The organism is Intrasporangium sp., from assembly GCF_035280925.1.
GTDB lineage: Bacteria > Actinomycetota > Actinomycetes > Actinomycetales > Dermatophilaceae > Intrasporangium.
Genome location: NZ_DATEEY010000042.1, coordinates 1 through 12810, shown reverse-complemented (window position 1 = coordinate 12810; position 12810 = coordinate 1). Strand labels below are relative to the sequence as shown.

Below are 12810 nucleotides of genomic sequence, written 5' to 3'. Positions count from 1 at the left end.
GTCCGCGCAAGCGGCGCGGTCCCAGCCCGGCCGGCTCTGGGTCAACCAACCGGAGGTTCGGGACGGCCGCCGCTTGGAGCATGGCTGCTGAGGTCGTACTTCCGGTTGGTTGACCCATGACCTGAGCCGGCCCAGCGGCAATGGGCCGGGTCAGGCGGTGCGTGGCTGGTCGCGAGGTGACGGGCGGACGTTGCCCGGCAGGTCCGTCGTGACTCGCCCCTTGGCCAGCAGCTCCCCACCCCAGACCCCCCACTCGCCACGCTCCTGCGCAGTCGCGAGACAGGACCGGACCAGGGGACAACCGCGGCAGACCGCCTTGGCCAGCGCGGCCTCCGACTCCGTCGCGGGCCAGAAGAGCTCCGGGTCCTCCTCGGTGCACGGCGGCGTGACATCGCCGAGCTCGAACGGGTGGTGCGACGCCGCGGCGAACGCCTTGGAGTCGAACAGGTCCCGGCCGAGCGACCGCGGGTGCGTCCCATCCGCGGCACGCGGTGCGGTCCTGAGGTTCGGGCGGTGCCTGGTCATGCGACGAGCTCCCTTCCGGGTCGCGTCCGGGTGTGGGGTGTGCCAATGCTCGACAGGCACGCATCGGGTCGGGCGAAGCGGAGCTGCACCCGGGTCGGGACGTAGGGCTGCCACCGCAACGGCATGCCGGATTCGTCCGGAATCCGGTTGCCCTTGCGGGCGTTGCAGTCCTCGCACGCTGCCACTGCGTTGACCCACGAGGTGGCGCCGCCGCGGGACCGAGGCAGGACGTGGTCCATCGTCGTGGCGTTGAACCTGCCGCAGTAGGCGCACTGGCCCTTGTCACGGAGCAGGACACCCTCGCGCGAGTGGGTCGCCCGCGTCCGGGAGTAGAGCCACTTCATCTCGACGTGACGCACGAGTCGCACGACGAGCGGCACCTGGTACGGACCGAAGGTCTCGGACTCGTGCACCTCGACGGGTGTGGCGATCCCGCGCCAGATCATCTTCACCGCATGCCGGACGGAGACCCGGTGCAGGAGAGTCTCGTCAGCGTTGCGGACCTCGACCTGCGTCATCGCCGACACCTCCTTCCTGGGGTCATGGCGGCGAGTTCTGTTCGCCGACGAGAAGAGCCGCCGTCGGGACGTCCCGGCGGCGGCTCCTGGGGTGAGCTGTGGGGCTCAGGGTTGAGGGGGTCCGCAGGCGGGACGGCGGTCGGCGTGGCACTCGGAGCTCGGGCGCCACAGCTCGACGAGGCTTGAGTAGGCCGACATTGCGTCGCGCTGGAGGCGCTTCGCGTGCCGCGTGAAACCCGATGCCACGACAAGCCTTTCAACCGAACCAAATCAGAGCCGGCGAGCAGTACCCGGTACCCGCCAAGCGTTGCACGTGAGCCCGACTGGCGCACCATGGTTTCCACAGCAGGGAGCGGGGCCCGGACGCACGAACCGTCCGGGCCCCGGGGAAGCCCACTCGCGACGCTGGAGACTGGCGCCGGAGCGGGAGCCGTCAACCGACCTTGTGCAGCCACCTCACCGGGGCGCCCTCGCCGGCGTAGCGGAACGGCTCGAGCTCGTCGTCCCATGGGACTCCGAGCAGCAGGTCGATCTCCTCCTGCAGCGCGTCTGCGTCGCCCCGGTTGCGGATCATCGCGTCCCGGAGTCGGTCCTCGTGGATGACCGCGTCGCCGTTGACGCTCGTCATCGTGTGATGGATCCCCAGGCTCGGCGTGAAGGACCATCTCGACCCGTCGGAGACCTCGGTCGGGTCTTCCGTGACCTCGTAGCGCAGCCCTTCCCAGCCGCGGAGGGCACTCGCCAACTCGGCGCCAGTGCCCACCGCGCCCGTCCAGGACAGTTCCGTGCGAACCGTGCGGGGCAGGATCGGCTGCGGGATCCAGTCGATCGAGATCCGCTGGTCGAGGACCGCCTCGATCGCCCACGCGATGTGGGGGCACAGTGCCGTCGGGGCACCGTGGATGAACACCACCCCGCGCGTGGTGTGGCGCGGGGAGCGCGGCATCGCGACAGACATCCTGACCTCCTCACGTGCAAGGGACGTCTTCCCCAACGACCTCGCGCGTGTCGGTCAGCCCGTGCTGTCGGACTCGGATGAAGTTGTATGCCGCTGGGCTCACTTCCAGGAGCCCGTGACCCATTGTGCACCACGAGACCCATGCGTACCAGCACTTCCCGGCACTCCGGTGCGGGTCAGGTCGTCATCCGTCGTTGGGGACACCCGGGAACAGGTAGATCTCGCCGTCGCGGATCTCGAGCTTGTGGCTGGCCACCGGCTTGGTCGCCGGGAGGCACAGCACCTCGCCGGTGCGCAGACAGAAGCGGCTCGCATGGAGCGGGCACTCCACCTCGCCGGCCTCGATCCACCCCTCGGCGAGGGAGGCGTCCTCGTGCGAGCACGTGTCATCGAGGGCGTAGTAGCTACCGTCGTCGTCGCGGAACAGCGAGATGGGCTCCTCCGTCCGCGTCAGGTCCTCGGGCAGCACGAGCGCTTCCCCCGGCTCGACGTCGTCGACCGCGGCGACGCGGATCCCCTCAGCCATGGTCCTCCTCAGGATGCTTTCCACTCGAGCCTAGGACGGCGAGGAGGGACGACCGCCCGCGGGTGGGTAGACTCGCTGCGCCCACGATGCAGTCGTGGCGTCCGGGGCAGTAGCTCAGCCGGTTAGAGCAGCGGACTCATAATCCGTCGGTCCAGGGTTCAAGCCCCTGCTGCCCCACCCACGTTCGTGGTGGCGAGGGCTCGCGCCTTCAGCTGCTCGAACTCCGTCTGGCTGATCGCTCCGTCGTCGAGCAGCTTCTTGGCCGACGCGATCTCGTCGACGCCCGAACCGCCACCGTTCGAGGCGGCCACGGAACGCACGTACTGGGCTTGCTGGTCGAGCAGCTGCTGCCGGGCCTCCATGGAGCGCTGTGTCATGCCATTGCCGCGAGCGATCAGGTAGACGAAGACGCCCAGGAACGGCAGCACGATGATGAACACGCACCAGAGCGTTTTTGCGACGCCGCCCAGATCGCGGCTACGGAAGACATCTCCGAACACGTAGAACAAGCACATGATCCATGCCACGAAGATGAAGAACTCGAACATCGCGAGCAGGAACGACCCGTTGTCATCGAACATGTGACTGCCTTCCGTGTGGATTGCGCTGACGGCGTGCCTGCTCATTCGATCGCGTCCCACACCGCCGCGCCTCATCCCAACCGGATGGTTCTCTGTACGCCTCCGCGTCGGATCACCCGGAAAGCACCATCTGCCGCAGTCCTGCAGGGCCTACCGTGGAACCGGCGCCGGACCGGCAGCTGCGGGTTCCAGTGCCACAACCAGTGCACCGCTTTGGAGGCTTGGAATGACAACCAGTGTGGAAACAAGAGGTGGCACCACGGAGGGACGCGGACTGCGCGGTGTCGGCACCATCGGACTGCTCCTGATCGTCTTCGGCGCCATCATGTTCGTCGCCGGAGTTGGCACGTGGGTCGTGGTGGCCGACCAGCTGGCCGCCGAGAAGATCACCGTCGCGGAGGACGCGGCCCGCTTCGCAGGCGCAACGGTGGACACGCCGTGGGAAGCCTACGCACAGGCCGATGTGATCAACAAGCACGCGATGGAGGGGTCCGGCGGCAAGACCTACGCCGAGCTCGACCGTGACGACCCTGCGCGCGCGACGGTGATGAACGCGTCGTTCTTGCGGGCATCGCTCTTCACCTCCGTCGTCGCCTTCGGGGTGGCGTTCATGGCGGCGGCCCTCGGCGTGGGGTTCATCCTGACAGGCTGGGCCTTCCGGCGAGTCGCGAGGCGCGCCGACGTCGTTTGACCTCAGGTCGGCGATTCGACCCCCAGGCCATCGCGGGGCGCATCGGTGCTGTCGGTGCGCTCCTACGATGGTGCTGTGACGAGACGTTCTCGCCTCGTTCTTGCAGCGGGCATTGTCGCGGTCCTCATCATGAGCGCATTCCTGATGATGGGGCCCATGCTGAGTGACGACCTTGGCGAGCGCGAGTTCGCGTCCCCTTCGCCAACTGTCAGCTCGCCGAGGCCGTCCCCGAGCGTCGCTCCGTCGACTCCTCCCTCCAGCGCCGCTCCGGCGACGCTACGGCTCGCCTTCGCCGGCGACGTTCACTTCGAGGGCGATTACCGCGACGTGCCGTCGAGCCCCTCGTCCACCCTGGGCCCGATGTCGGACATCCTGCGGGACGCTGACCTCGCGATGGTCAATCTCGAGTCTGCGGTGACGTTGAGGGATGCCCCGACCAGCAAGGAGATCGAGGTCCCGTCGAACCGGTACTGGTTCCGAGCCGGGCCGGCTGCTCTGGACGTGCTCGCTCGTTCCGGCGTCGACGTCGTGTCCGTCGCCAACAACCACGGGGCCGACTTCGGCTTGGCAGGACTGCTCGACACGATCCGGGCCGCCGAGACCAGCGACGTGGCGCTTGTGGGCGTTGGGCGAAATCACCGGGAGGCGTTCGCGCCCCACCGCGTCAAGGTCAAGGGCACGGACGTCGCCATCCATGCCGCCGACGCGTCGTTCCGCGAGAGCGCGGACGCCATCTGGGCAGCGGCCCCCGGCTCCGGACCGGGCCTCGCATCTGCGCGCGGCCCGGGGGTTGCGACGCTCGCGGCCGCCGTTCAGGAGTCCGCGCGGACAGACGACCTGGTGATCGTCTACCTCCACTGGGGTGAGGAGGGCAACGCTTGTCCCAGCCCGACCCAACAGAGCCTGGCCAGGAGGCTCGAGGCTGCCGGAGCGGACATCGTGGTTGGGTCCCATGCGCACACGCCACTGGGGGCTGGTCTGCACGGTTCCACCTACGTCAGCTACGGGCTGGGCAACTTCTACTGGTACCACGGTCGACCGCCGCACACCGGCGTGCTTCGGTTGTCCGTCCGCGGCGGCGAGGTCGTCGCCGACGAGTGGCTCCCGGGCCGGTTCCGTCCCGAGGGTGGCGCCCCGACGCCACTCACCGGAGACGCGGGAACTGCCGCGGTCCGCGACTGGAAAGACCTGCGGGGATGTACCGACCTCGGACCCGGTCCGGGGCCCGATGTGGGAGCTGCGTCGGACACGCGCGACCACGCGGGCCAAGCGGAGTCAGGCGTGACGGACAAACTTCCCGACTTCGCCGTCTCCATCAGCCGGATCGGCCCCTCAGTGCGTCTCGGCATGCGGAGCCACGACCCCCAGACGTGTCCGGTTCCCCTTGCCGACTTGCGCCACCTCGTCGTCACCCATGTCGGGTTCGACGGACGAGCGCGCCGAGGCGAGCTCGTGGTGCACGCTGACGTCGCGGAGGACGTCGCTGGCGTGTTCGCCGCTCTCTACGCCGAACGGTTCCCGATCGAGCGAATGCTGCTCGTCGACGAATACGGCGGCGACGACGACCGGTCCATGGCGGCCAACAACACGTCCGGCTACAACTGCCGCCGCGTGGCAGGCCAGTCGGCCTGGTCCGACCACGCCTACGGTCGAGCGATCGACATCAACCCGGTCCAGAACCCATACGTCGTCGGCAGTGAGGTGAGGCCGCCTGCCGGCCGTCCTTTCCTGGAGGTCGACCGAACCGCGGGCGCACCCTCACAGCCCGGCGTCATCCGTGACGGCGATGTCGTTCGCCGAGAGTTCGACCGAATCGGCTGGGAATGGGGAGGCCTGTACTCCGATCCAGACTTCCAGCACTTCAGCGCGCCCGACATTCCTTGACGGCGTGGACTGACGTCCGGCATGGATCAGGCAAAGATCTGACCGAGCTGATCGAGCCGTTCCGGCACGAGGGTGAACCAGGCCTGCGTGCCGCGTTGCTCCCGCGTGAGCAGCCCAGCCTTCGTGAGGACCTTGAGGTGGTGGGACACCGTGGGTTGGGACAGCCCCACGGCCGGAACCACGTCGCAGACGCAGGCTGAGCAGTCGCCGGCGGAGCGGATGATGCTCAGCAGCTGCAGGCGGGCCGGGTCGGACACGGCCTTGAGCAACCCCGCGACCTCCTCGGCCTCTGGCCGCGTGAGCGGTGCCCGTGCCGGCGCCCCACAGCACTTGCCGATGGCTCCCTCGAGCAGGGTCCCCTGAAGCACGACGACCGATTTGACCACCCGTCGTTCACCTCCCGTTGTCTGGTTGCTCACTGCGCATTCCATCGAACACTGTCAATATTGACATAGATCAATGAAGGCTGGAACGCTCAGTATGACGGTCCACCTCGATGGAAGCGAGAAGTCACCCCACATGAGCCAGCGCGCCGACGTGAGCCAGCCCACCGGCATACGCCCTGATGCGCCCGCACCCGACCACGTCGCCGCGCGACTGTCGACCCTGGACCGCTTCCTGCCGGTCTGGATCGGCGCCGCCATGGTTGCCGGGCTGCTGCTCAGCCGGGTCATCCCGGGGCTCGGCGACGCCCTCGGCGCAGTGGAGGTCGACGGCGTCTCGCTGCCCATCGCGCTCGGGCTGCTGGTGATGATGTACCCGGTGCTGGCCAAGGTGCGCTACGACCGGCTCGACACCGTGACCGCGGACAAGCGGATGCTGTCCAGCTCGCTCGTGCTCAACTGGCTCGTCGGGCCTGCGCTGATGTTCGCCCTCGCGTGGCTCTTCCTGCCCGACCTGCCCGCGTATCGCACCGGCCTGATCATCGTCGGTCTGGCCCGCTGCATCGCCATGGTCATCATCTGGAACGACCTGGCCTGCGGCGACCGGGAGGCCGCCGCGGTCCTCGTCGCGCTGAACTCGATCTTCCAGGTCATTGCCTTCGCCGGGCTCGGCTGGTTCTACCTTTCAGTCCTGCCTGGCTGGCTGGGGCTCGAACAGGCCAGTCTCGACGTGTCCGCCTGGCAGATCGCCAAGTCCGTCCTCGTCTTCCTCGGCATCCCGCTGCTCGCCGGCTACCTCTCGCGAACGTACGGCGAGAAGGCACGCGGCAGGGAGTGGTACGAGCGGTCCTTCCTTCCCCGGATCGGACCCTGGGCCCTCTACGGCCTCCTGTTCACGATCGTCATCCTCTTCGCCCTGCAGGGCCAACAGATCACCTCCCGCCCGCTCGACGTCGCTCGCATCGCGTTGCCGCTGCTCGCCTACTTCGCGCTCATGTGGGGTGGCGGGTACGCGCTCGGCAAGGCGCTCGGCATGTCCTACGAGCGCACCACGACGCTCGCCTTCACCGCGGCGGGCAACAACTTCGAGCTGGCCATCGCCGTGGCCATCGCGACCTTCGGCGTCACCTCCGGACAGGCCCTCGCCGGCGTCGTCGGCCCGCTCATCGAGGTTCCGGTCCTCGTCGGCCTTGTCTACGTCAGCCTGTGGCTCCGCCGCCGCTTCCCCAACGAGAACGTCACCCGCTGATGGCCACGCCAAGCCCCTCAGCGACAGCGTCGTTCGCGCAGCCGACGCCATCCTCACGATGGGCTGCGGCGACGCCTGCACCATCTACCCGGGCTAGCGACCTCGACCCCACTTCCCACCCCAGGAGCCATCATGTCCGACCGGCCGTCCGTCCTGTTCGTCTGTGTCCACAACGCCGGCCGGTCGCAGATGGCCGCCGCCTACCTGACCGCCCTGTCCGGAGGACAGGTCGAGGTCCGCTCGGCCGGCTCGGCGCCTGCTGACCAGGTGAACCCCTCCGCTGTCACCGTCATGGCCGAGGAGGGCATTGACCTGTCCGCAGAGACTCCAAAGGTCCTGAGGACCGAGGCCGTCAGGGAATCCGAAGTCGTCATCACCATGGGCTGCGGCGACACCTGCCCGATCTTTCCGGGAAAGCGTTACGAGGACTGGGAGCTGGACGACCCGGCCGGCCGGGGCGTCGAGTCCGTCCGACTGATCCGCGACGAGATCAAGCGCCGCGTCATCGAGCTGATGGACTCTCTGGGCGTCGAGCCGGTGCGAGCGAGCACGCCCTCGTGACTGCTGAGGTGCCAGCCCGGCACGACGTGGGCGTATGCCGCTGAGCCGGCTCAGCGGCATACGGCTGAATCTGCCTGTGGCCGAGTCCAACTCATCGCGCTCGCCGTCGGGCCCACGCGCGTCCGACGAGGGCGAGCGCGCCTGCCAGCCCGAGTAGTCCGGCGACGAGGACAAGAGGATCGACGTCGTACTGCGAAACGGTTGCGGGGGCCGAGGCGACGGTCGGCTCTACCGACGGGGCCGCTGGCACCCCTCTCTCACTTGGCGTCACGGTCGGCATCGTCGTCGTTGACGCCTCCCGCGACCTGCTGGGCGTCGCGGACGGCGTGGGCGTCGGAGTCGCGATCGGTCTGCCGCTGCTGTCGAGCAACGTGTGGTTCCTCCACAGGTACTCCCGGATCGTCAGGCCCGAGCGGTGCACCTTGGCGGCGACCTCACGGCCGAGGTAGCGGTAGTGCCACGGCTCATAGCGCAGGCACGTTCGGTCGTTCCAGCGCGCACCGCCTTCGCCGCGTGGGTAGCTGTTGACCCAGCCGAACTTCCAGGAGTTGTCGCGCATCCAGCGGCCCGCCGCGGTCGTGGCCCAGTCGCCCGGCAGGGGGTTGCCGCCCCCGGCGCTCATGAAGTCGACGCCGAGTCCGAGCTGGTGCTCAGAGTGCCCCGGGCGCTGGGAGTACGTGATCGCGCTGTCGAGGCCGTTCTCTCGGGCGTAACCATTGAAGATCTGGACCTGCTCCTCGTAGCTGCGGTATCCGCTCCACACGCCGATGGGCGCACCGGCAGCTCGCGCCGCTCTCGCCATGGCGCGCGTGTCGTCGATCGCCACCGCCCGGATGTGGCCACCGCCCGGGAGGCCGGCCTCACCGACGTGCACCAGGTCCGGCGGCACATAGTCCTTCTCGACGCGCAGGAGCCGGTCGACCAGGGTGACGCTCCAGTCGTCGTAGCCGCGGGGCACGGTGTAGACATTCCCGAGGTCGCACGAGGGGAGCCGCCCGACCGCCTGAGCCGACCGCGGCCCTGGACTCGACACGACGAGACCCGCGATGAGGAGGGCGAGAGCCAGGGCCGATGCCACGTGCCTCGGCCGCGCGCGGAGCTCCGCTCGGACGCCCGGTCGAGTGGGATCGGCAGTGTCCATGGCTCACCTCGGTGCTCACCATAACCACGGCAGGTGTCGACAGGCGTCAGGAATGAAGAAGCGCACAGCGTGGCGCCGCGGCTAGCGTGAGCGACATGACGAGCACGGCCACGAAGATCGATCCAGAGTCGCGGGCGGCGCTGCCGCTCGCTGACAGCCACGACATGATCCGCGTGCACGGAGCGCGGGTCAACAACCTCAAGGACCTGAGCGTCGAGATTCCAAAACGTCGGCTGACCGTCTTCACGGGGGTCTCGGGCTCGGGCAAGAGCTCGCTCGTCTTCAACACGATCGCAGCGGAGTCGCAGCGCCTCATCAACGAGACCTACAGCGCCTTCGTCCAGGGGTTCATGCCGACCCTGGCGAGGCCCGACGTCGACCTCCTGGACGGCCTGACGACGGCGATCATCGTCGACCAGGAGCGGATGGGTGCCAACCCGCGCTCCACCGTCGGGACCGCCACCGATGCCAACGCCCTGCTCCGGATTCTTTTCAGCCGACTCGGCAAGCCGCACATCGGGTCGCCGCAGGCGTTCTCGTTCAACGTCGCGTCGATCTCCGGAGCGGGAGCGGTCACCGTCGAGCGCGGGGAGTCGTTCACCAAGGAACGACGCAGCTTCACCATCACCGGCGGCATGTGCCCTCGCTGCGAGGGCATGGGATCGGTCACCGACTTCGACCTCACCGCCCTGTATGACGACACCAAGTCGCTCAACGAGGGTGCGCTCACCATTCCCGGCTACAGCATGGACGGCTGGTACGGCCGGATCTACCGTGGCAGCGGGTTCTTCGACCCGGACAAGCCGATCCGGAGGTACACCAAGAAGGAGCTGCACGACCTGCTCCACAGGGCGCCGACCAAGATCAAGGTCGAGGGGATCAACCTGACGTACGAAGGGCTGATCCCGAAGATCCAGAAGTCGATGCTCTCCAAGGACGTCGACGCGATGCAGCCCCACATTCGCGCCTTCGTGGAGCGGGCGGTCACGTTCACCACCTGCCCGGAGTGCGACGGCACACGGCTGAACGAGGCGGCCCGATCATCGAGGATCAAGGGCAAGAACATCGCGGACGTCTGCTCCATGCAGATCAGCGACCTCGCCGGCTGGGTTCGCGACCTGGACGAGGCCTCGGTGCGCCCGCTGCTCACTGGCCTTCAGCACCTGTTCGACTCGTTCGTGGAGATCGGGCTCGGCTACCTCTCACTCGACCGCACCTCGGGGACGCTGTCGGGTGGAGAGGCCCAGCGGACCAAGATGATCCGTCACCTCGGCTCCTCCCTCACCGACGTGACCTACGTCTTCGACGAGCCGAGCATCGGCCTGCACCCCCACGACATCCAGCGGATGAACCAGCTGCTGCTGCAACTGCGCGACAAGGGCAACACCGTGCTCGTCGTTGAGCACAAGCCGGAGATGATCGCCATTGCCGACCATGTCGTCGACCTCGGCCCCGGCGCCGGCACGGCCGGAGGGACGGTCTGCTTCGAGGGTGGCGTGGAGGGACTGCGGACGAGCGGAACCATCACGGGCCACCACCTCGACGATCGGGCGGCCCTCAAGCCGTCAGTTCGGGCCCCGTCCACGGTGCTCGAGGTCCGTGGCGCGAGCACCCACAACCTGCGCGACGTGGACGTCGACATCCCGCTCGGCGTGCTCTGTGTCATCACGGGTGTCGCCGGCTCGGGCAAGAGCTCACTGATCAACGGCTCGGTCTCCGACCGGGACGGCGTGGTGACGATCGACCAGGGCGCGATCCGGGGATCACGTCGCAGCAACCCGGCGACGTACACCGGACTGCTCGACCCGATCCGCAAGGCGTTCGCGAAGGCCAACGGCGTCAAGCCGGCCCTGTTCAGTGCCAACTCAGAGGGCGCCTGTCCCGCGTGCAACGGCGCCGGCGTCATCTACACGGACCTCGGCCCGATGGCGAGCGTGGCGACGCCCTGCGAGGAGTGCGAGGGCAAGCGCTTCCAGCCGGCGGTGCTCGAGTACCACCTGGGGGGCCGCGACATCAGCGAGGTCCTCGCGATGCCGGTCGCTGAGGCCGAGGAGTTCTTCCGCGATGGGGCTGCGAAGGTGCCCGGCGCTCATGCCATCCTCGGCCGGCTCGCCGACGTCGGGCTCGGCTACCTCAGCCTCGGCCAGCCGCTCACCACGCTCTCCGGCGGTGAGCGGCAGCGCCTGAAGCTGGCCACCCACATGGGCGAGAAGGGCGGCGTCTACGTCCTCGACGAGCCGACCGTCGGTCTGCACCTCGCCGACGTCGAGCAGCTGCTGGCGCTGCTCGACCGGCTCGTCGACTCCGGCAAGTCGGTGATCGTCATCGAGCACCACCAGGCCGTCATGGCCCACTCCGACTGGATCATCGACCTGGGCCCGGGCGCCGGGCACGACGGCGGTCGGGTCGTCTTCGAGGGCACGCCCGCCGACCTCGTCGCAACCGAAGCGACCCTGACCGGCGAGCATCTGGCGGCCTATGTCGGCAGCCGGTGACCAGGACTCCCGGCGGCACGGATGGGCCACATCAACCGGAAACTTGCACCCGTTCCGCCCCCGGCACTCCGGTGATCACCCTATGGTGGAACCATTCGGTTGACACCGTGGCGTGGGGGCGTCCATGGTGATGGCCGGTCCGAGGTCCAGTCAGGAGGCCCCGGTTCGCAATCAACTGCCCGATGGGGGTGCCTGCCAGTGCAGGAGCCGATCAGGCCGACGAGTGGCCCGACCGTGGTGCACATCAGAGTGCGCGGTCGGACCTTGACGTTTGCGGCCGGAGTCACCCTCGTGGCGCTGCTGCCCTTCCTCGGCGGGAGCGCACCACAGCTGGTCCGACAGTCGGTCGTCCTCGCAGCTGGCGCGTCAGACCCTGTCCCCGCCGGCACGCCCAGCGCCGCTGCGCCCGCCTACCCGCAGGGCGTCTCCCCGGACCTCGCAGGAGCCATGTCCGGCGTTTCGTCGGCCATCGGCGGCGGGCTCTTCCAGTTCCCCAGCCTGGCCCTGCCCCCGGGGATGGTGCCACCACTCGCGTCGCCCCTGCCAGACCAGCAGTCCCAGCTGCGTTTCATCCGTCCCGTTCTCGGCGGGCAGTCATCCAGTTTCGGTCCACGGATGCACCCGGTGCTCGGGGTGCCCATGTTCCACACCGGCATCGACCTCGCCGGGGCGTGCGGCACGCCAATCCGGGCCGCAGCCTCAGGGACCGTTGTGTACGCCCAGGTCTCCCCGTCGTGGGGCGCACGGACGATCATCCAGCACAGCCCCAACCTCAAGACGGCCTACGGCCACCAGTCGAAGTTCCTCGTCAAGGCGGGCGACGTCGTCAAGCAGGGCGACATCATCGGTCTGGTCGGCACGACGGGCTGGTCCACCGGCTGTCACCTGCACTTCGACGTCATCCTCAACGAGCGCTATGTCGACCCGGGGCCCTATCTCGGCCTGCCGAGCTCGCATGCCCCGAGCATCCCGTTCCAGGCAACTCCCCCGGCGGTCCGCGACGAGCGTGGTCTGCCGGTGCACGTCGAGGACGGTGACGTGCCCATCCCGCCGTCCACGAGCGGGACCTCGAGCCCGTGGATTCGGACGCCGTCCTCCACCACGACCAAGCCGCCGTTGACCTCGACCCCGACGACGAACCCGACGACCAACCCAACGACCAGCCCAACGACTGATCCCACCACGTCCGAGCCGGACCCGACGACCTCCGAGCCGGACCCGACCACGTCCGAGCCGGACCCGACCACGTCCGAGCCGGACCCGACGACCTCCGAGCCGGACCCGACCACGTCCGAGCC

13 protein-coding genes and 1 tRNA gene are annotated in these 12810 nt (G+C 68.6%); 7 read left to right on the top strand and 7 right to left on the bottom strand.

Annotation, left to right across the window (positions count from 1 at the left end; genetic code table 11):
* Positions 1-150: 150 nt before the first annotated feature.
* The 4 genes from VJN29_RS04390 to VJN29_RS04375 all read right to left on the bottom strand — a co-directional run bounded on the left by VJN29_RS04390 (position 151) and on the right by VJN29_RS04375 (position 2527).
* Positions 151-525, bottom strand: a complete 375-nt coding sequence (locus VJN29_RS04390) for a WhiB family transcriptional regulator (RefSeq protein WP_324142364.1) — start codon at positions 523-525, stop codon at positions 151-153.
* Entirely contained in the window at positions 522-1043 is a 522-nt protein-coding gene (locus VJN29_RS04385; protein WP_324142363.1) for an HNH endonuclease, read from the bottom strand. The genes VJN29_RS04390 and VJN29_RS04385 overlap by 4 nt, the downstream gene beginning before the upstream one ends.
* Positions 1044-1476: 433 nt before the next feature.
* Positions 1477-2001, bottom strand: coding sequence for a DUF3145 domain-containing protein (locus tag VJN29_RS04380; protein ID WP_324142362.1), 525 nt, complete (start codon positions 1999-2001; stop codon positions 1477-1479).
* A 184-nt stretch (positions 2002-2185) separates the two neighbouring features.
* On the bottom strand, positions 2186-2527 hold the full coding sequence (locus VJN29_RS04375) for a bifunctional 3-phenylpropionate/cinnamic acid dioxygenase ferredoxin subunit (RefSeq protein ID WP_324142361.1): 342 nt from the start codon (positions 2525-2527) through the stop codon (positions 2186-2188).
* A gap of 103 nt (positions 2528-2630) precedes the next feature.
* Between VJN29_RS04375 and VJN29_RS04370 the strand changes: the two genes are divergently transcribed.
* A tRNA-Ile gene (locus tag VJN29_RS04370) sits at positions 2631-2704 on the top strand.
* On the opposite strand, the gene VJN29_RS04365 is transcribed toward VJN29_RS04370, so the two are convergent.
* Positions 2686-3108 carry an SHOCT domain-containing protein gene (locus VJN29_RS04365; protein ID WP_324142360.1) on the bottom strand — a complete coding sequence of 141 codons (423 nt, stop codon included), beginning with the start codon at positions 3106-3108 and terminating at the stop codon, positions 2686-2688. The genes VJN29_RS04370 and VJN29_RS04365 overlap by 19 nt on opposite strands.
* A 226-nt stretch (positions 3109-3334) precedes the next feature.
* Here VJN29_RS04365 and VJN29_RS04360 point away from each other — a divergent pair, with 226 nt between their 5' ends.
* Together VJN29_RS04360 and VJN29_RS04355 are read left to right on the top strand one after the other, a co-directional pair.
* Positions 3335-3799, top strand: a complete 465-nt coding sequence (locus VJN29_RS04360) for an aromatic ring-opening dioxygenase LigA (RefSeq protein ID WP_324142359.1) — start codon at positions 3335-3337, stop codon at positions 3797-3799.
* Positions 3800-3928: 129 nt separating this feature from the next.
* The gene (locus VJN29_RS04355; RefSeq protein WP_324142399.1) at positions 3929-5683 is read left to right on the top strand and encodes a CapA family protein; all 1755 of its coding nucleotides are present in this window, start codon (positions 3929-3931) and stop codon (positions 5681-5683) included.
* A gap of 26 nt (positions 5684-5709) precedes the next feature.
* On the opposite strand, the gene VJN29_RS04350 is transcribed toward VJN29_RS04355, so the two are convergent.
* Positions 5710-6069 (bottom strand): metalloregulator ArsR/SmtB family transcription factor, encoded by a 360-nt coding sequence (locus VJN29_RS04350; RefSeq protein WP_324142358.1) that lies wholly within the window; start codon positions 6067-6069, stop codon positions 5710-5712.
* A gap of 133 nt (positions 6070-6202) precedes the next feature.
* Between VJN29_RS04350 and arsB the strand changes: the two genes are divergently transcribed.
* Complete coding sequence (gene arsB / locus VJN29_RS04345) at positions 6203-7315, top strand: ACR3 family arsenite efflux transporter (protein WP_324142357.1); 1113 nt, start codon at positions 6203-6205, stop codon at positions 7313-7315.
* 132 nt (positions 7316-7447) lie between these two features.
* Positions 7448-7876 (top strand): arsenate reductase ArsC, encoded by a 429-nt coding sequence (locus VJN29_RS04335; protein WP_324142356.1) that lies wholly within the window; start codon positions 7448-7450, stop codon positions 7874-7876.
* A 91-nt stretch (positions 7877-7967) separates the two neighbouring features.
* Here VJN29_RS04335 and VJN29_RS04330 read toward each other — a convergent pair whose 3' ends face one another.
* The gene (locus VJN29_RS04330; RefSeq protein ID WP_324142355.1) at positions 7968-9017 is read right to left on the bottom strand and encodes a M15 family metallopeptidase; all 1050 of its coding nucleotides are present in this window, start codon (positions 9015-9017) and stop codon (positions 7968-7970) included.
* Between the two features lie 95 nt (positions 9018-9112).
* Between VJN29_RS04330 and VJN29_RS04325 the strand changes: the two genes are divergently transcribed.
* Together VJN29_RS04325 and VJN29_RS04320 are read left to right on the top strand one after the other, a co-directional pair.
* Positions 9113-11512: an excinuclease ABC subunit UvrA gene (locus tag VJN29_RS04325; protein ID WP_324142354.1), complete on the top strand. Its 2400-nt coding sequence runs from the start codon at positions 9113-9115 to the stop codon at positions 11510-11512.
* A gap of 234 nt (positions 11513-11746) precedes the next feature.
* Positions 11747-12810, top strand: a 1064-nt coding sequence (locus VJN29_RS04320; protein ID WP_324142353.1) for a M23 family metallopeptidase, incomplete at its 3' end; no start/stop codon positions are given.